Annotated in this window: 17 protein-coding genes; 10 read left to right on the top strand and 7 right to left on the bottom strand. The window is 41.7% G+C overall.

Annotated features, from left to right (window positions below; all coding sequences use genetic code 11):
* Window positions 1-53: 53 nt before the first annotated feature.
* From gatB to gatC, 3 genes are read right to left on the bottom strand one after another with little or no spacing between them, the layout of a single operon-like run.
* The gene (gene gatB, locus EXE30_RS09680; protein WP_130162200.1) at window positions 54-1,538 is read right to left on the bottom strand and encodes an Asp-tRNA(Asn)/Glu-tRNA(Gln) amidotransferase subunit GatB; all 1,485 of its coding nucleotides are present in this window, start codon (window positions 1,536-1,538) and stop codon (window positions 54-56) included.
* Entirely contained in the window at window positions 1,538-3,016 is a 1,479-nt protein-coding gene (gatA, locus tag EXE30_RS09685; protein WP_130162201.1) for an Asp-tRNA(Asn)/Glu-tRNA(Gln) amidotransferase subunit GatA, read from the bottom strand. The genes gatB and gatA overlap by 1 nt, the downstream gene beginning before the upstream one ends.
* A 53-nt stretch (window positions 3,017-3,069) precedes the next feature.
* The gene (gatC, locus tag EXE30_RS09690) at window positions 3,070-3,387 is read right to left on the bottom strand and encodes an Asp-tRNA(Asn)/Glu-tRNA(Gln) amidotransferase subunit GatC (protein ID WP_004669364.1); all 318 of its coding nucleotides are present in this window, start codon (window positions 3,385-3,387) and stop codon (window positions 3,070-3,072) included.
* A 133-nt stretch (window positions 3,388-3,520) separates the two neighbouring features.
* On the opposite strand from gatC, the gene EXE30_RS09695 reads away from it, so the two are divergent.
* From EXE30_RS09695 to EXE30_RS09720, 6 genes are all read left to right on the top strand, one after another.
* Window positions 3,521-4,567, top strand: a complete 1,047-nt coding sequence (locus tag EXE30_RS09695; protein WP_121928651.1) for a rod shape-determining protein — start codon at window positions 3,521-3,523, stop codon at window positions 4,565-4,567.
* A 17-nt stretch (window positions 4,568-4,584) separates the two neighbouring features.
* Window positions 4,585-5,442 carry a rod shape-determining protein MreC gene (gene mreC / locus EXE30_RS09700; protein ID WP_121928650.1) on the top strand — a complete coding sequence of 286 codons (858 nt, stop codon included), beginning with the start codon at window positions 4,585-4,587 and terminating at the stop codon, window positions 5,440-5,442.
* Window positions 5,429-5,923: a rod shape-determining protein MreD gene (gene mreD, locus EXE30_RS09705; RefSeq protein ID WP_130162202.1), complete on the top strand. Its 495-nt coding sequence runs from the start codon at window positions 5,429-5,431 to the stop codon at window positions 5,921-5,923. Before mreC ends, mreD begins: the two co-directional genes overlap by 14 nt.
* Window positions 5,911-6,477 carry a Maf-like protein gene (locus tag EXE30_RS09710; RefSeq protein WP_130162203.1) on the top strand — a complete coding sequence of 189 codons (567 nt, stop codon included), beginning with the start codon at window positions 5,911-5,913 and terminating at the stop codon, window positions 6,475-6,477. Before mreD ends, EXE30_RS09710 begins: the two co-directional genes overlap by 13 nt.
* Before the next feature lie 42 nt (window positions 6,478-6,519).
* Window positions 6,520-7,974: a ribonuclease G gene (rng, locus tag EXE30_RS09715; RefSeq protein WP_130162204.1), complete on the top strand. Its 1,455-nt coding sequence runs from the start codon at window positions 6,520-6,522 to the stop codon at window positions 7,972-7,974.
* Between the two features lie 134 nt (window positions 7,975-8,108).
* Window positions 8,109-8,282, top strand: coding sequence for a PA1571 family protein (locus EXE30_RS09720; RefSeq protein WP_130162205.1), 174 nt, complete (start codon window positions 8,109-8,111; stop codon window positions 8,280-8,282).
* Window positions 8,283-8,316: 34 nt separating this feature from the next.
* Here EXE30_RS09720 and EXE30_RS09725 read toward each other — a convergent pair whose 3' ends face one another.
* A complete protein-coding gene (locus tag EXE30_RS09725) occupies window positions 8,317-9,702 on the bottom strand; it encodes a WS/DGAT/MGAT family O-acyltransferase (RefSeq protein WP_130162206.1) in 1,386 nt (461 codons plus the stop codon).
* A 224-nt stretch (window positions 9,703-9,926) separates the two neighbouring features.
* Complete coding sequence (locus EXE30_RS09730; RefSeq protein ID WP_004669347.1) at window positions 9,927-10,658, bottom strand: phosphoadenylyl-sulfate reductase; 732 nt, start codon at window positions 10,656-10,658, stop codon at window positions 9,927-9,929.
* A 173-nt stretch (window positions 10,659-10,831) separates the two neighbouring features.
* On the opposite strand from EXE30_RS09730, the gene thrH reads away from it, so the two are divergent.
* Complete coding sequence (gene thrH, locus EXE30_RS09735; protein ID WP_130162207.1) at window positions 10,832-11,449, top strand: bifunctional phosphoserine phosphatase/homoserine phosphotransferase ThrH; 618 nt, start codon at window positions 10,832-10,834, stop codon at window positions 11,447-11,449.
* A gap of 78 nt (window positions 11,450-11,527) precedes the next feature.
* Here thrH and EXE30_RS09740 read toward each other — a convergent pair whose 3' ends face one another.
* Together EXE30_RS09740 and EXE30_RS09745 are read right to left on the bottom strand one after the other, a co-directional pair.
* The gene (locus EXE30_RS09740; RefSeq protein ID WP_130162208.1) at window positions 11,528-12,757 is read right to left on the bottom strand and encodes an OmpP1/FadL family transporter; all 1,230 of its coding nucleotides are present in this window, start codon (window positions 12,755-12,757) and stop codon (window positions 11,528-11,530) included.
* 224 nt (window positions 12,758-12,981) lie between these two features.
* Window positions 12,982-14,481, bottom strand: a complete 1,500-nt coding sequence (locus EXE30_RS09745; RefSeq protein ID WP_130162209.1) for an outer membrane protein transport protein — start codon at window positions 14,479-14,481, stop codon at window positions 12,982-12,984.
* A gap of 487 nt (window positions 14,482-14,968) precedes the next feature.
* On the opposite strand from EXE30_RS09745, the gene kdpA reads away from it, so the two are divergent.
* Genes kdpA through kdpC form a run of 3 tightly spaced genes read left to right on the top strand, consistent with a single transcriptional unit; the run spans window position 14,969 to window position 19,313 of the window.
* Window positions 14,969-16,666 (top strand): potassium-transporting ATPase subunit KdpA, encoded by a 1,698-nt coding sequence (gene kdpA / locus EXE30_RS09750; RefSeq protein WP_130162210.1) that lies wholly within the window; start codon window positions 14,969-14,971, stop codon window positions 16,664-16,666.
* Window positions 16,667-16,679: 13 nt separating this feature from the next.
* Entirely contained in the window at window positions 16,680-18,692 is a 2,013-nt protein-coding gene (kdpB, locus tag EXE30_RS09755) for a potassium-transporting ATPase subunit KdpB (protein WP_130162211.1), read from the top strand.
* A 9-nt stretch (window positions 18,693-18,701) separates the two neighbouring features.
* The gene (gene kdpC / locus EXE30_RS09760; protein WP_130162212.1) at window positions 18,702-19,313 is read left to right on the top strand and encodes a potassium-transporting ATPase subunit KdpC; all 612 of its coding nucleotides are present in this window, start codon (window positions 18,702-18,704) and stop codon (window positions 19,311-19,313) included.
* Window positions 19,314-19,320: the final 7 nt, after the last annotated feature.

Consider the following 19,320-nt stretch of genomic DNA (forward strand, 5'->3'; position numbering starts at 1 on the left):
ACCCCACATTAAGTGAGGTTTTATATCATGAAATAAATTGACTAGCCAACTAATCAACCAATCAATTTTTTCATTAATTCATTGACTTGAGCAGGGTTGGCTTTACCCTTAGACGCTTTCATCACTTGACCGACAAGACCGTTAAAGGCTTTTTCCTTACCAGACTTGTATTCCTCAACCATTTTTTCATTGGCTGCAAGCACTTCTTTGATGATCGCTTCAATCGCACCTGTATCGGTTTCTTGCTTCAAGCCTTTCTCAGCAATGATGTCATCTGCAGATTTGCCTTCTGCTTCCCACATAAAGCCAAACACTTGCTTCGCAATCTTACCGCTGATGGTGTTATCCACAATACGTGCCACCATGCCACCGAGTTGCTCAGCAGAAACAGGAGAATCTACCAATTCTAGGCCCGCTTTGTTTAAAGCACCTGAGAATTCACCCATCACCCAGTTTGCCGCAATCTTACCTTGTTTCGCGCCGCCAGCAGCCATCACAACAGCTTCATAGAAGTCTGCGATTTCGCGTGACAGCGTCAACACATGTGCATCGTATTCAGTCACACCAAAGTCAGCGATGAAACGTGCACGACGCGCTTTAGGCAACTCAGGAAGTGCAGCACGAGCCGCTTCGATCTGCTCATCAGCAATGATGACAGGAAGCAGGTCAGGGTCAGGGAAGTAGCGATAGTCGTTCGCTTCTTCTTTCGAACGCATCGAACGAGTTTCCATTTTCACTGGATCGAATAAACGTGTTTCTTGATCGATCTTGCCGCCGTATTCCAAGATTTCCATTTGGCGTTCAATTTCAACATTGATCGCTTGCTCAATGAAACGGAATGAATTGAGGTTTTTCAACTCACAGCGTGTACCAAATGGCTGATCTGGACGACGTAAAGACACGTTACAGTCACAACGGAATGAACCTTCGGCCATGTTGCCATCAGAAATACCCAACCAACGCACTAAAGTGTGAATCGATTTAATATAAGCAACCGCTTCTTCAACCGAACGCATATCTGGTTCAGAAACGATTTCAAGTAGCGGAGTACCTGCACGGTTTAAATCGATTCCTGACATGCCTTCAAACTGGTCATGGATAGATTTACCTGCATCTTCTTCAAGATGCGCGCGAGTAACGCCTATGCGCTTGATCGTGCCATCTTCAAGTTGGATATCAATATGACCCAAGCCGACGATTGGATTGTCCATTTGGCTGATCTGATAGCCTTTTGGAGAGTCAGGGTAGAAATAGTTCTTACGTGCAAACACAGATGCTTGGTCGATATAAGCATCAATCCCTAAACCAAAGCGAATCGCAAGATTAACCACTTCGGCATTCAATACAGGCAATACACCCGGCATCGCCAAATCAACGAGGCTGGCTTGTGTATTTGGGTCTTGACCAAATTCGGTCGATGAACCTGAGAAGATTTTTGATTTGGTTGCAAGCTGCGTGTGAATCTCGATCCCGATAACAACTTCCCAACCGTCAATCAGATTTGATTTTGGTTTAGCCAACTTTTGAGCTTCAGTCATTATGCAGTCTCCTCAGCAACGCTAGCGCGCTTGGTATGCCAGTCTGTGTTTTGTTGATATTGATGCACAATCGAAAGCAATTGTGATTCTGACCAGTAGTTACCAATCAACTGTAGGCCGACAGGCAAGCTTTCTTTATCAAAACCAACAGGGGCGTTAATGGCAGGCAGACCTGCCAAGTTCACCGCGAGGGTATAAATATCGCCTAAATACATTTCAGTTGGGCTGAGATTCGCACCGATCTTATACGCTGTGGTTGGCGCAGATGGCGCAGCGATCACATCGACATTTTCAAATGCTTTTAAGAAATCTTGTTGGATCAGACGACGTACTTTTTGTGCTTTGACATAGTATGCATCGTAATAACCAGCAGAAAGGGCATAAGTACCAATCAAAATACGACGTTGTACTTCTGCACCAAAACCTTCTGAACGTGAACGCTTGTATAAGTCCATCAAGTCCACAGGGTTTTCACAGCGGTAGCCATAACGTACACCATCAAAACGAGATAGGTTCGATGACGCTTCGGCAGGTGCGATCAAGTAGTAGGTCGGAACATAGGCTTCAGTCATGTTGAGATCAATCTCAACCAAGCTTGCGCCCATTTCCTCAAGTTTTTTCAATGATTCTTCGACACGGGCTTTGACCTCAGCATCTAAACCAGAGACGTTGAAGTATTGCTTTGGAATACCAATACGTAAGCCTTTGACCGATGTACCGTTCAAGTTTGCAACGTAGTCATCAACTTCTTTATTGATAGAGGTTGAGTCTTTGGCATCATGGCCTGCGATTACATTCATCAAGTAAGCACAGTCTTCGGCAGTACGTGCCATTGGGCCGCCCTGATCTAGTGATGAGGCATAGGCAATCATACCGAAGCGAGAAACACGACCATACGTCGGTTTTAAGCCTGTTAAACCGCAGAATGAGGCAGGTTGACGGATTGAACCGCCAGTATCCGTACCTGTAGCAATCGGTGCGAGATCAGCTGCTACAGCCGCTGCAGAGCCACCTGAAGAACCACCCGGCACATGATCAAGTGCCCAAGGGTTTCCTGTTGCGCCAAAGTAAGAGCTTTCCGAGGTTGAACCCATGGCGAATTCATCCATGTTCACCTTACCTAAGGTCACAAGACCCGCAGCTTTGGCTTTGGCCACCACAGTTGCATCATAAGGGGAGATGAAGTTATCCAGCATTTTTGAACCAGCAGTGGTTTTAATGCCTTTGGTACAAAAAATATCTTTATGCGCCAGTGGAATACCTGCAAGTACAGATGCATTGCCAGCTTTTAGTGCAGCATCAGCGGCATCCGCTTCAGCCAAAGCTTGTTCTGCTGTAACCGTCACATAACTCTTTACTTTTGTGTCAATTTTGGCGATACGTTTTAAATAATGTTCAGTCAATTCACGTGATGAAAATTGGGCTTGTTGTAAGCCTTCAGAGAGTTCACGAATTGATAAGCGATGTAAATCTGTCATATGAAAAATTTCTTTACATTCTAAATATAAAATATTGACTAATCGAATAAAAATTATTCAATTACACGAGGAACGAGGTACAAACCAGCTTCTGTCGCAGGAGCGACTGCTTGGTATTCATCACGGTGATTAGTTTCACTCACAACGTCAGTACGTAAGGGTTGTGGGTGATCAAATGGACTTTTTAAAGGTTCAACATCATCGGTGTTTATGCCTTTTAATGTTTCCATCATACCTAAGATTTTATTTAAACTTTGAGCATATTCAGCAGATTGCGTGTCATTTAGGGATAAGCGAGCTAAATTTGCGATTTGCGATACAGTTTGCGCATTTAGATCCGCTGTCTGTGACGCATCAGATGATGTAGACATAACTTTACCTAATTCAGTATCAAAAAAATTCAAAATATCGTGCGTTATAATAAGCGATTGACTTGTTCAAATCATCACATTTAGTTAAAGTTGCCACCTTGTATTCACACAAAGTTTAATTGAGAACGCCCCCGTGATTCTAAAAAGACTACTTGGCTTGTTTTCGCCGGATTTAGCCATAGATTTAGGTACTGCAAATACACTGATTTATGCACCAGGCCGTGGCATTATATTAAATGAACCGACAGTTGTGGCGATTCGTCACAGTGGTTCACAAAAAATAGTTGCTGCTGTTGGTCTTGATGCTAAACAAATGTTAGGCCGTACCCCAGCGAATATTTCAGCCATTCGTCCCATGAAAGATGGTGTGATTGCTGATTTTGAAGTTACTGAAACGATGCTGCATCAGTTTATCAGTAAAGTACATGAAAAACGCTTGTTTCCGAATCATCCAAAAGTTGTGGTCTGCGTACCATGCAAATCAACTTTGGTTGAACGTCGCGCGATTCGTGAAGCCGTATTTAATGCAGGTGCGCGTGAAGTTCGTCTGATCGAAGAGCCAATGGCTGCTGCGATTGGCGCAGGTATGCCAGTTGAGCAAGCATGTGGTTCGATGGTGGTCGATGTTGGTGGTGGTACCACTGAAATTGCCATTATTTCATTGCAAGGTTGTGTTTACGCGGACTCTCTACGTATCGGTGGTGATGTTTTTGATGAGCAAATTATCAATTATGTGCGTAAAGCGCATGGTTGTGTGATCGGTGAAACAACTGCTGAAGTCATTAAAAAAGAAGTCGGTATGGCGATTGCAGATGCAGATGGCAAAACGCTTGAGATTGAAGTGCGTGGTCGTAACTTGGCTGAAGGTGTTCCTCGTGCCATTACCGTAACTTCTGATGAAATTACCCAAGCGATTACTGATCCATTACAAAGTATTGTAAGTGCGGTGAAATCAGCACTTGAACAAACACCGCCTGAACTCTCATCTGATATTGCAGAGCGTGGGATCGTACTGACTGGTGGTGGTGCATTACTGCGTAATCTCGATAAATTGATCGCGCAAGAAACAGGCTTACCTGTCGTTGTGGCAGAAGAACCGCTGACCTGTGTTACGCGTGGTGCAGGTAAAGTATTAGAGTTCTTTGACAATCCAAACCATGACATGCTGTTTGTTGGTTAATTCATAAGGAATAGGCGGTGCAACCGAATCTTTTTTCAAGAAAACCGCCCTCTTTTCGTTCGTTTGTTATTGCGGTCATCACATGTTTGGTCGTGCTTTTCTTTGATTGGCGCATGCCGCATGTGGTTCAACCTGCCAGAGAAGTCTTGTACGCTGCGTATAATCCAATTTATGCGCTGGCAAGTTATCCAGTACTGTCGCGTGAATGGCTGAATCAACAAACCAAGTCTGAAGCTCAGTTGCGCCGCGAAAATACCGCGATGCAAGCAGAGTTATTGCAAGCACAGGTTCGCTTGCAAAAACTTTCAGAACTTTCTGCTGAAAATAATCGATTGCGTGGTTTGCTTGATACCCCATTGATTATTGATGGGCGTATGCAAATCGCCGAAGTGATTGGTACAGATGCAGATCCATTGCGTCATATTATTATCATCAATCGTGGTGCGCTGGATCATCTTAAAATCGGTCAGACCGTTTTAGATGACAAAGGGATTATGGGACAGATTATCGATGTCTATCCGCATAGTGCCCGAATCATGTTGCTTTCAGATAAAGAACATTCCTTATCGGTACGTTTAGAGCGCACGGGAATGCGAGCGATTGTGTCTGGGACAGGGGATTTGGGACAATTAAAAATGCAATATGTTCCAACCAGTGCAAATATTAAGGTGGGTGACAAAGTTTTTAGTTCTGGTTTAGGTGAACATTTTCCAGCAGGTTACTTAGTCGGAACAGTGTCTAAGGTCAGCCGTCATAACTCGGGTGAGTTTGCTGAAATTGATGTCATGCCGACTGCTCAGTTGGCCAGTGGTCATCATGTCGTGGTTCTGTTCTCAGAGTCTTTGGCAAAGGAGCAACCTTATGCCGATCGCTAAATTAAATTATGCCAGAACAAATAAAGATCCACTTTGGATGATTATTATCTCCATTGTGATCGGGTCAGTACTGGTGGTCTATCCGTTGGCCTATGATACTTCGGGGTGGCGACCATCAGTGATGTTGATGATCATGCTATTTTGGATTCTCTATCAGCCCGTTTGGTGTGGTATTTGGTTCGCATTTGCAATGGGAATCTTTGTCGATTTATTGTTGGATGCACCGCTTGGTTTAAATGCCCTGAGTTTTGTTCTGATTTGTTTTTCGACTCGATATTTTATCCGTGAACGTCGAATTTTGACCTTTGGTAATTCTTGGGTGATTGCCATCATTGCGATTACTGCACATCTTACGTTCCTATGGATGGCTCAGACAATTGCGGGTACTCATTTCTCAATCGCACGTCATTGGCAACCGCTCATTACGGGTATACTCGCATGGCCTGTCATTTATTATTGTTTACATAAATGGCGAATATAATTTTAGCCTCTAGCTCACCTCGTCGACAGGAGCTGTTACAGCAACTCGGTTTGGACTTTCAGGTTTTTAGTCCAGAGGTGGATGAAACGGTATTAGCGGGTGAAACAGTTGAGCAATATGTTGAACGTTTGGCGAAAGACAAAGCCAAAGTTGTTTTAACACGTTATCCTGAAGCAGTTGTGATTGCTGCAGATACCAGTTTGAGTTTTGCTGGAAAGATTATAGGTAAACCAGAGTCTAAGCAGCATGCATTTGAAATTTGGTCGGCGCTTTCAGGACATTGGCATGATGTGTTTTCTGGACTGTGTGTCGCTAAATCCTCTAAGATGCTCAGTACAGTAGTAAAAACTCAGGTTGAGTTACAAGTATTGAGCCATGCTGAAATGGAAAAATATTGGGCAACGGGTGAGCCAGTAGGAAAAGCAGGGGCGTATGCGATACAAGGAATTGCTGCACAATATATTCCTCAGATTCGTGGCAGTTATAGCAATGTTGTTGGTTTACCTTTGCATGAAACAGCACAGTTATTAGAAAGCATAAAGGCATTTCGCTGATACTTTCGGATATAAGAATTTTTATAAAGTTTTGAGTTGGTTATGGCTGAAGAGTTGCTAATTAACGTCACACCGATGGAATGTCGTGTGGCTTTAATCGAAAATGGTACGGTCAATGAGCTATTTGTTGAACGTACAGTAAAACGCGGGTTGGTCGGTAATATTTACAAAGGTAAAGTTGTACGGGTATTGCCCGGTATGCAGGCTGCTTTTGTGGATATCGGTCTATCAAGAACTGCCTTTTTACATATCAATGATATGGTCTGGCCGCGTTCACAGCCAACCCCAAATGTTTTTGAACTTTTGCATCCGGGGCAAATGCTTACGGTTCAAGTCATGAAAGATATGTTGGGGACCAAAGGAGCGCGTTTAAGTACTGATCTTTCCATCCCATCGCGCTATCTCGTACTCATGCCTTATGGCAATCATATTGGGGTATCTCAGCGTATCGAATCTGAAGAAGAGCGAGATCGACTGCGTGGCATCATTGAGCATATTCAGGAAGAACATCTTCTCCCAGGTAGTGTGATTGTTCGTACTGCGGCAGAAGGCGTTGATGAAGCCGCAATCGCCCAAGATATGAATTATCTAAGTAAACTTTGGGAATATATTCAACGCAAACAAAAAGAAGTGGCGACACCAGAAATCATTTTTGAAGAATTACCCCTCCCACAACGGATTGTACGTGATCTAGCAAGTGGTGAAACCACCAAAATCTATGTCGATTCACGTGAAATTCATGCCAAGCTCAGCGAGTTTGTCGATGAGTTTGTACCGATGATCAAAAACCGCCTGATTCATTATCCGGGGGAAAAACCATTATTTGACTTGTATAACGTCGAAGAAGACATCCAAAAAGCCCTACAGACACGCGTTGCGCTTAAATCTGGGGGGTATTTGATGATCGACCAGACGGAGGCAATGACCACGATTGATGTCAATACGGGTTCTTATGTCGGTGGTCGAAGCTTAGAAGATACTGTTTTTAAAACCAATATGGAAGCCACGCAAGTGATTAGTCGTCAATTACGCTTGCGTAATTTGGGCGGCATTCTAATCATTGATTTTATTGATATGCAGGAAGCAGGGCATCGCGAAGAGGTGATGCGTCAGTTTGAGAAAATGCTCGAACGCGATCATGCGAAGACCAAAATTACCCAAGTTTCAGAGCTTGGTTTAGTGGAAATGACACGTAAACGTACACGTGAATCTTTAGAACATTTGCTTTGTGAATCCTGTCCAACCTGTCAAGGACGGGGATATGTGAAAACAGCAGAGACAGTGTGTTACGAAATATTTCGTGAGATCATGCGATATGCCCGTGCATTTGATTCCAAGGGTGGCTTTACTGTCGTTGCACATCCAGCAGTGATTGATCGGCTCTTAACAGCAGAAGCCCCAGCCGTGGCGGATTTGGAGCATTTTGTGAACCGTGTCATAAAATTCCAAGTGGAAAATTTATATACGCAAGAGCAATACGATATCATTTTAAGCTAAAGTTGTAACAAGATTTCGCTTAATCCTTGTTACAACTGAAATTTTACTTTCTATCATGAATTTTAAATACTAGAACCATAAGATTAGCCATAGGCATTTTCCAGTGCCTTAGCAAATATAATGAGGTATATAATATGAATGTTAGTAAAAGATTAGTGAGTCACGGTTTTAAGCATGTTTTGGACAGCACACCTGTAAATACATGTTATATGGTAGATAGCCAAGGTAAAGAAGTTCCAATTACCACGGCCATGATTCGCTCTGCCTGCCATCAACTGTTACAACGTTGCCGTACCATTAAAAAATAAGGGGCCATGATAAGCCCCTTAGTTTTTAGAAGGTTTAATTCGCAATTTTCTGCTTTTCTACTTCTTGAATTGTTTGTTCAAAACGTTGAATCTCTTCTTCCAAATGCGTGAGTAAGTTTTGCATTTTAGGCAATGCATTACGACATGCAATCAGTCCAACCTCAAGCTTATCAAGATAACTGGTCAAGGTGATATTCAGGGCTTGGCCATCCATGACGATCGAAGCAGGGTAGAGAGCATCTAGTCTCGCACCATTCCAATATAAAGGTTCGCGTGGACCCGGTACATTAGAAATCACAAGGTTAAATGCTTGGCGTTTAGGTAGCATGCCTGAAACGATATTCAAACCAGCTGGGCCATATACAACAGCACTATAATTAAGAATCTCATTAGCAGTCATACGACTAAAACGCTGTTTAGAGTTTTGTACGCTACGACGAATAATTTCTAAACGTTCAATTGGATTTTCAATGTGGGTCGCAAGATTTGCCAAAATCATAGTGATACGGTTACTGACGTCTGAATCATCAGTACGTAATGACGCAGGAACCATGGCAATGAGCGGTTTTTTGGGCAAGCTGTCCTGACTAATTAGATATTCACGTAGTGCACCTGAACAGATGGTAAGTACCACATCATTGATCGTTACACCCAAGACTTTAGCAATATAACGCAAGCGATTTAGTTCAAACGATTGGGCTGCAAAACGACGAGAAGAGCTTACACGCTGGTTTAAAATTGAATGTGGCGCTTGGAAGGTTGAAACGTAGTCTGGGTTTTTGCCCATTTCTTTAAATATGGTCTGAGATAACTCTTGCATGACCTTAGGGGTGACTTCAAGCTGAGATTTAATCCCATCTATAAACCCTTTAATTTTGCTGACAGTGGGTGGTTTTGGAACTTTTAAACGTTTACCCCGTGTTCCTTCAACACACCATAAAGGGACAACATGTTTTTCATTTGGATCTTTAGACAGTGATTTTTCAATCAAACGCATACCCGCAATGCCGTCAACCATCGCATGATGGATTTTGAAATACATTGCAAAGCGATTGCCTTCAATTCCTTCGATAATGTCACAGGTCCATAAAGGTTTTGCGCGATCAATCAGTGAACTATGTTTCTGTGAAACGTAGACCAGCAATTCACGAATACGTCCAGGTTTAGGGAGTGCAATATGGCTGAAATGATGATCTAAATCGAATTCATTGTCCTCACCCCAAAATAAACCATTGAGTTGGTTATTAAATGGGGGAACGGGAATGCTTTTTGATTGGCGAATTTCTTCCACTAAGTCATGGACAAAAGTCGGCGAAGCATTCTCTGGAAGTTCAAATAAAAACAGGCCACCCACATGCATAGGCTGCTGTCTTTTTTCTAATGAAAGAAAAATGAAGTCGATTGGATGTAATGGGCGCATAGCAGATTAGCCTCTCGTCGCATTTTTTATAAGATACTCGTAGGGAGTGTTGATATTTCAACCTTGAAGTGTCAACAGACCCTATAACTCTTATTAGAATTATTGAACCGTTCTGTCGAGTATATACGGTTTGTTCTGGTTAAAATATGACTTTGTACACAGCAGTCATAAAAAATAAAACCACTGATGAATCAGTGGTTTTAATATACCAAATCTGTAATTGATTATTTTTTGAGATTGCCTGCGTGTAAGCCACATTCTTTGTGAGTGGCTTCTTCCCACCACCAGCGTCCTTCACGTTCATGCTGATTTGGAAGTACGGCACGGGTACACGGCTCACAACCAATTGAAATAAAACCCCGCTCATGCAATGGATTGTATGGGATTTCCATCATACGGATATAACTCCATACATCCGCACTGCTCCAGTTCGCAAGCGGATTGTATTTAATCAGTTGCTTACCTTCACCTGAAAAACCAACATCGGCTTGAACCACTGGAACGTCACTTCGCGTTGGGCTTTGATCCTTGCGCTGACCTGTAATCCAGCCGTCTAAAGTTGCCAACTTTTTACGTAAAGGCTGTACTTTACGAACGCCGCAACACTCCTGATGACCATCTTCAAAAAAACTAAATAAGCCTTTTTCGTCTACCAGTTGCTGAACTGCTGCTGATTCAGGAAAGCAAATTTCGATATTGATCTTGTAATGTTTACGCACAGTTTCGATGAACTGATACGTCTCGGCATGTAAGCGCCCAGTATCTAAACTAAATACACGGAAGGGTTTACCAATACGAGATGCGATATCAATCAATACAACATCTTCGGCGCCTGAAAAAGAAATGGCGATTTCACCTGATTGGCTTAAAGCGAGTTCTAATATTTCTCGTGGCGATTTATCTGCATAGTCAGCAGCGAGAGCATCTACAAGGTCAATAGTCGGAATAACAGTCATGAATGTTCCTGGCGATAGGCTTGGGCATAATTGTAAATCATTCTAAGCAAAGCGGAGGGCTTGCCGTCAACTTTAATCTTGCAGAATAAAGTCGTTTTATTCAACAACAGCGCAAAAAATTGAAAATGTTAATGGTATGATACAGCAATTTTTAACCAACATTGGACGCATTCATGGAAATCGTATGCCTAGATCTTGAAGGGGTTTTAGTTCCAGAAATCTGGATTAATTTTGCAAAAAAAACAGGGATTAAAGAACTCGAAGCGACCACGCGTGATATTCCAGACTATGATGTGCTTATGACACAACGTCTAAATATCTTAAAACAACATGGTCTGGGTTTAAGCGATATTCAGGCTGTGATTGCTGATATGGGGCCTTTTGAAGGGGCGAAGGAGTTTGTTGAATGGGTGAGTACTCATTTTCAACTGATCATTTTGTCTGATACTTTCTATGAGTTTGCGCACCCGTTGATGAAGCAACTTGGTTGGCCAACTATTTTCTGTCATAAATTAGAGACAGATGAAAATGGCATGATTACCGCGTATAAATTGCGTCAACCTGATCAAAAACGTCAAGCAGTCAAAGCATTACATGGTTTGAATTTCCGTGTAATCGCAGCGGGCGATTCTTATAACGATACTACGATGTTGGGCGAAGCAGATCATGGTTTCTTATTTGATGCACCAGACAATGTGATCGCTGAGTTTCCACAATTTCCACCACTTCATGGTTATGAAGCATTGAAGCAAGCAATTCGTTCAGTATCGCAACGCAATATTCCAGAATAATATGTGTTTTTTCACCATCGCGTGAAAAATGTATAAAACAAAAGGCGCATCAAGCGCCTTTTGTTTTATCAAACGCAATTAGAACTTATAACCAATTTTCAGGCCGTAAGCGATCGCATCGTTATTGTTAAACTCGGCGATATAATTAGGTGTATCAAATTGAGAACCTGATTGTGCTTTGGCATCACCTAACCAGAAATATTTTACGCCACCTGCGATGAAGTAGTTTGTAGCAGGGCTGTATTGAACACCTAGGCCTACATTCCAATAACCTTCTGTTGGTCCAAGTGTGGTGACTGGATTACCTGCACCAGAGTCCCAACCGACAGATAGATTGCCTGCCCATTGATCATTCAGTTTACGTCCTACACCAGCAGTAACCGAATATTGATCATCGGTATAAGCGACAAGATCAAAACCCTCTTTTTTGCCTGTTGAGGCAATGATTGGTGCTAACACAGAGGCTTCACCAAACTTATAAGGACGAATAGCAAAGTCTTTCCAGTTCACCCAGCGAATGTTCGCAAATGCAATGGTATTTTCCATAATCCCTGTTTGTAAATCGAGGTTGATGGATTGAGGGGTGATAATTTCTGTTGTACCTTGTGCATTATTAATGTCGTTTAACATCGCATCAAATATCGGGTTGCCAGTCATTCCAGCAGCATTATGCTTTTCATATGCATTCATTTCATGCTTGATCTTGGCACGGTAGGTGAGAGATGCTTTCAGTGCGATTTCAGGAAGTTGATAAGCGACACCAGCCAACCAACCCACTGCTTCATCTTTACCTGTTTTAAAATCATAGCCATTGTATGCGCTATAGCTAGTGCCACGTAATAATACGGTACTGTCTAAGGTTTGATAAACCGCACCTGCATAAACGTTCCAGTTTTGATTTGGCTGATATCCAAAGAGTAAATTTAAATTTTCGGTACTTACCGTAACCGATGTTCTGCCGTTAAAAGGTACTGGCCGATTTTCAACAAAATTGTTTTGACCGTGATATTCAGCATCAGCACCATAAGGATGATCATAGAGTAGACCAATAGAAAAATGCTTAGTTGCTTGAATTTTTAATGCAGCGCTTGGTGAGTAATACTGGTTTGCCATATCACCCGTAGAGTTTTGTGAAATATCTTTTCCTGAAACATCTGCGCTCAGAAAGGTAATACCCGCTTCAAAATAGTTGTCTGGCTGTAAAAATGCAGCGATTGACTGACCCGAACGATCTAATGCAGCAGCAAAGGCTGAGGTCGTTGGTAGTAAACTGAGTAATACAGCTTTTTGAATGGCATGCAGCTTCATTGATATTTTTCTCTCATATCACGGTATAACAAGAATGCCGCGGAAAGTAACATAATTTTGGGAAGCCGAAATATTTTACAAATGTCAATAAATGAACTGCTAAAGTCATGGAAAGGTGTTGAGTTATAGGGGTTTATAGATTATTCACTCTAATTTTTTTATTTAACGGTAAATTATGAGAAAAAAAAGACCGTCTTATGACGGCCTTTTTTCGTTGATATGGATTAGAAACGGTAACCGATTTTTAAGCCATAAGCGATTGCATTGTTGTCCTCAAACTTCGCAACATAATCATTGCTACCCGCTTGAGCGCCAGTTTGAGCTTTAGCATCGCCTAACCAGAAGTACTTCACACCACCTGCAATAAAGGTTGCTGGGGTAGGGCTGTACTGCACACCTAAACCAACATTCCAATAACCATCAGTTGGACCTAAAGTCGTAATTGGGTTACCTGCGCCAGAATCCCAACCCACAGAAACGTTACCCGCCCATTGTTCGCTGAGTTTGCGACCAACACCTGCGTTTACTGTCCATTGGTCCTCAGAATATTCTACTAAATTGAAACCATTAGGGCGATTTACAGCTTCACCAATCTGTTTTGACAATAAACCAAACTTATATGGTTGGATCGAGAAGTCTTTCCAGTTCACCCAACGTACATTGGCAAATGCTACGGTGTTGGCCATGATTCCCGATTGGAAATCAAGGTTGACAGATTGTGGAGTTGTAATTTTTGTTTTTTCAGAGCTGTTGTTAATCACATCGATAGCATCACCTTTACCTAATAGATTTAAAGCAGGTAAAGTTGGAAGCGTCTCATTTATATCAACTTTATGATCTATCTCAGAGCGGTAAGTAACCGATGCTTTAAGTGCAATTTCAGGAATTTGATACGCTGCACCTGCAAGCCATCCCACACCGCCAGTCTCTTTGATGTTTGCATCATAGCCATTGTAGATACTATAAGCTTGACCACGAAGATTCACGGAGCCTTTTACTGTTTGATATACGCCACCAGCATAAAAGTTAAGGTTTTTATTAGGCTGGAAACCAAAAATCATAGATAAATTCTGTGAGTCTACTTTTACTTTGGTATTTCCTTCTCCAAGTAAACCGTTAACTTGCTGTAAACCTTGATCAACTAAGTTTGTTACACCTTGTTTAACGGCTGTATCGATCTGATTTTTGACAGCATCACTTGTATTATATTGAGCTAAAGTGGCTGCTAACTGTTGTTGACCTGCTGGAGTAGTTAAGTCAACACCTTGTGCTGTTAATGCAGCACCAACACGTTGTTGAGCAGAAAGATTGTTGAATTGAGTGTCGATAGTTGATTGGCGAATAACATCTAATCTATCTTGAGCTAAAATTGTATCTGATGGACTAGAAACAAACACATTATTACCAGTATATGCAGCATCTGCACCAAATGGTTGGTCGTAGAGTAAACCGAAAGAGAACTTATCTGTTAATTGAAGTTTTAAAGCCGCACCAGGGAAAAAATAATCTCCCGCCATATCGTCAATTTTACGTTTACTAGTAGATTCCCCAGCTTCTTGTCCTTCTACCGTCGGATCTAGAATTGAAATTCCAGCTTCAAAATAATTACCTGGTTGTAAAAAAGCAGACATAGACTGACCCGAACGGTCTAACGCCGCTGCAAAAACTCCAGTTGCAGGTAACGTTGCTAAGATCATTGCAGTGCTAAGGTGTTTTAATTTCATTTTAAATCTTTCCTTGAACTTTTAAGATTCTTAAGTGTTGAGAAGCTATGAATTAACAACAAAACAGTTGTCTATTGTGATTGGCTATAACTTCATGTAACAAAAATACCATAATTAAAATAAGAGTAAATGTTCTAAATGAACTATTCAGTACGATTTTTTACATGAAAATGAACGGAAAATAATCTATATATATTTTATACATCTGTGTTTTTATTAATAAAATCATGAAAAATATAAATTATTTTTTTTGGAGGAGTATATTTTTTTTTGCATTTTTAAGAAAAATATTTTTTTTAAGGTCAAAGATTTTTTGTAATAAATAGGAAATTTTTTCAATACAGTTATTTTAATTGCGCTATCGGGTGATTTAGGTGTGCAGTAAATAAGTTTACGCAAAATTTACGCATCTGTCTTTTTTCAATATAGAGAATTTACGCACTCAATTTCCATACTTATGCCGAACTATTTTTTTATGGCATTACCTATGTGGGAATTTATTTCCGTATTTATGTTTGCATTGCTTCTAGCGTATCCCTTAGGACGCTATCTCGCCGATGTGATGCAAGCAAAACCGATGCGAAGCGACCGATTTTTTAAATGGATAGAGCAGCCCATTTATACTGTTCTCAATGTAAAACAAGTTGGAATGAATTGGCGCCAATATTTGGCAGCCTTTGTTCTGAGTAATATTTTATTGTTGGTGACCAGTGTCACCATTTTAATGACACAAGCTTGGTTACCACTGAATCCTGATCATATTCCAAATATGAATTGGGATTTGGCGTTACATACTGCGATTTCGTTCCTGACCAATACCAATCAGCAGCATTATTCTGGACAAGCACAGCTTTCTTATTTATCACAAATGACAGTGATCGTGGGGCTGCAATACTTGTCACCTTTAATGGGATTGGCACTATTAGTGGCAATGTTAAGAGCATTATTCTTACAGCCGAGTCAAACAGAAAGCTCAGAGAAAAAGACATGGAAGAATATTAATCTGGGTAATTTTTGGATGGATATTATTCGTCCATTATTTCGGTTTTTTATTCCTTTAGCATTTATTTTCTCTTTATTGCTCACCTTTCAAGGCGTTCCAGCAACGCTTTCTGCTGGCCCGACTGTACAAGTTTTGGATCAATCAGCAGAAGTCCAAACTCAACGTATCCCTCTTGGCCCAGTGGCACCGATGGTTGCGATTAAGCAATTAGGGAGTAATGGTGGTGGTTGGTATGGTCCAAACAGCAGTGTGCCTTTAGAAAACCCAACTCCACTTTCAAATGTTCTTGCAATGATTGCAATCCTATTGATTCCATTATCTGTGGTGTTTATGGTCGGGCGTTTTGTCCAACGTCGGAAATTGATGTGGATGATTTTCGGAACGATGTTATTGATGTCAGTTGCTTCTGCCTCGTTGACATTGTGGACTGAAAAATCATCTTTGCTTGCAAACTCAGCATTGATGGAAGGGAAAGAAGTCCGTTTTGGCGCTGATGCATCCGCGTTGTGGGGCAGCTTGACCACACAAGTAAATAATGGCTCTGTCAATATGATGCATGATTCTGCTTCCCCTCTGACGGGTTTGCTAGAGCTATGCAATATGTTGATTAATGCGATTTGGGGGGGGATCGGTTGTGGTCTATTGCAGTTCTTTATTTATCTGTTCTTAGCCGTTTTTATTGCAGGCTTAATGACAGGGCGCTCTCCAGAGTTATTTGGGCGAAAAATTGAAGTCACTGAAATTAAACTTTTAGCATTTGTGATCCTATTACAGCCTGTTGTGATTCTTGGGTTAACTGCAATTGCAATCGCATTTCCTTCGTTGACAGGCAATTCAAACCCTGCATTCCATGGAATCAGCCAAGTGTTTTATGAGTATGTCTCTGCTTATGCCAACAATGGTTCTGGTTTTGAGGGACTGGGCGATGACAGCTTGTGGTGGAATCTCAGTGCGAGTGTCGCATTGTTAGCAGGGCGCTATAGCGTATTGATTGTCCCTGTTTTAATCGCCGTGAGCTTGGCAACCAAACCGCAAGCTGGAGAAAGCAAAGGTTCTTTACAGATTGAGTCGCCTACATTTGCGCTGACGTTGATCGCAATTGTATTGATCCTCACGTTATTGCAATTTATGCCAGTGTTGGTGATTGGACCAATTGCTGATTATTTATCTGTAAACATCTAGTGGAGCAAGCTCAATGAATCATTCAAATGCGACACAAATGGATATTTTGAATAAAGCAATTATTCAGCAAACCTTTTATAAATTGCTGCCGCAACATGCATTTAAAAACCCTGTGATGGCGTGTGTATGGGTGGGGACTGTTTTAACTGTTATTGCAACTTTAATGGGAAGTACCAGTTTAGGCTTTGGTCTATTGCTGACTTTGATTTTATTGGTGACGGTGTTATTTGCCAATTATGCAGAAGCTGTTGCAGAGGCCAAAGGACGGGGGCAAGCTGCTTCATTGCGTCAAGCTCGTGAGAATTTAACTGCAAATCGAATCGCAGACCTCAATGCGACTCCACATGTCATATCTGCAAATTTACTTAAAAAAGATGATTTAGTCGTGGTCAAGGCAGGTGAAATTGTGCCTGCTGATGGAGAAATTATCCGAGGTTTCGCCACCATTAATGAATCAGCCGTAACTGGTGAATCTGCGCCTGTACTCCGTGAAGCAGATACTGATCGTTCAGGGGTGATCGGAGGAACGAAGGTATTATCTGATCAAATTATTATTCGAGTTAGTAATGAAGCTGGTCATAGCTTTCTAGATCGAATGATTGCTTTGGTCGAAGGTGCCAACCGTCAGAAAACACCGAATGAAATAGCACTGAGTATCTTGCTCAACATTATGACCATAACTTTTGTGGTGGTGGTTGCAACACTACCGTTCATTGGTTCAATGGTGGGAATCAAGATTAGTCTTGTGTTATTGATTGCTTTGTTGGTGTGTTTGATTCCGACGACGATTGGTGGATTATTGCCTGCAATTGGGATTGCAGGGATGAACCGCGCATTAAAAGCCAATGTATTGGCAAAGTCAGGAAAAGCAGTTGAGGTGGCAGGCGATATTGATGTGTTGCTGTTAGATAAAACTGGCACGATTACCTATGGCGACCGTCAAGCAACCGCATTTTATCCACTCAAGGGTGTTGCGATTCAAAACTTACGTCAAGCCGCAGTCTTATCATCTTTAGCTGATCCAACGCCTGAAGGTAAGTCGATTGTTAAACTGGCACAAGAACAAGGTGAACAGGTTCATTCTTCTGAGATTGAAATGCAGTTTATTCCCTTTAGTGCTCAGACGCGTATTTCAGGTGTGGACTTGGCAGAAAATCGCCAGATTCGTAAGGGATCTTATGATGCAATTATTCAATTACCTTATCAAAATCAAACGATTCAAGCTGAGTTAAAGCAAGTAGTCGAAACAGTTGCTCGTAAAGGTGCAACACCTTTGGTGGTGATTGATCGTGAAATGATCCTCGGTGTGATTGAGCTGTCTGATGTGATTAAGCCTGGGATTAAAGAGCGTTTTGCTTTGCTACGTGAGATGGGCATTAAAACCATTATGGTGACAGGGGATAATCCTTTAACTGCCGCCGCAATTGCTGCTGAAGCTGGGGTTGACGACTATATTGCCGAAGCTAAACCAGAAGATAAGCTGAACTGTATTCGTAAAGAGCAAGCTGCTGGTAAGTTGGTGGCCATGGTGGGGGATGGTACCAATGATGCACCTGCTTTGGCGCAAGCCGATATTGGTTTAGCAATGAATTCAGGTACGCAAGCCGCTAAAGAAGCTGGCAATATGGTGGACTTGGATTCTGATCCGACCAAACTGTTAGATGTGGTTGAAATTGGTAAGCAACAATTGATCACAAGAGGTGCGTTAACCACATTCTCTTTGGCAAATGATGTATCTAAATACTTCGTTATCTTGCCTGCATTGTTCGCCGTGGCAATCCCTCAACTTGAAGTGCTCAACATTTTACAATTGAGTAGTCCAAGCAGTGCTGTTATTTCTGCTTTGATCTTTAATGCACTCATTATTCCAATGTTGATTCCACTTGCACTCAAAGGGGTGCAATTCAAGCCAGCGAGTGCTTTGCAATTACTCCGTCGTAATATGCTGATTTATGGTGTCGGTGGGGTGGTATTTCCATTCATTGCAATCAAGCTGATTGATCTTGTTGTTTCGTTGTGGATTTAGGAGTGTGAAATGAATACATTAGAAAAACTTCCATCAATGATTGAGTCTCAGTCGTTACTCCGTCCTAGCCTTGGTTTGGTTATGGTTGGATTCCTGATTGCTGGTGCGCTGTATTGCAGTGCGAGTGTCTCGATTGCACAGCTCATATTTCCAACGCAGGCGAATGGTAGTTTAATTACTACGAATGGTAAAATTGTAGGATCAAGCTTGGTTGGACAGTCTTTTGTGAGTGATCGCTATTTTCACGCTCGTCCTAGTGCTATTGCTTATGATGCGTTTGCGGTTGGGGGAAGTAATTTGGCTGTTTCAAATCCTGAATTACATCAGCAAATAAAAGAAAGAACAGCACAGTTTGCGCAACACAATCATACGACGGCAGAGCAAGTGCCGAATGAGATGATCACTGCTTCGGGAAGTGGGATTGATCCTGATATCTCACCTGAGAGTGCGTTATTACAGGTCAAACGTGTGGCTGAACAACACCATTTAGCTGAGCAAGAGGTTACTAATCTGGTCAAACAACATATTCAACCTGCTCAATGGGGGATATATGGGCAAGCACGAGTAAATGTACTTCAGCTAAACTTGGCATTAGATCAATTATCTTCTACACCACGTTGATAGAGCA

Source organism: Acinetobacter halotolerans (assembly GCF_004208515.1).
Classification (GTDB): domain Bacteria; phylum Pseudomonadota; class Gammaproteobacteria; order Pseudomonadales; family Moraxellaceae; genus Acinetobacter; species Acinetobacter halotolerans.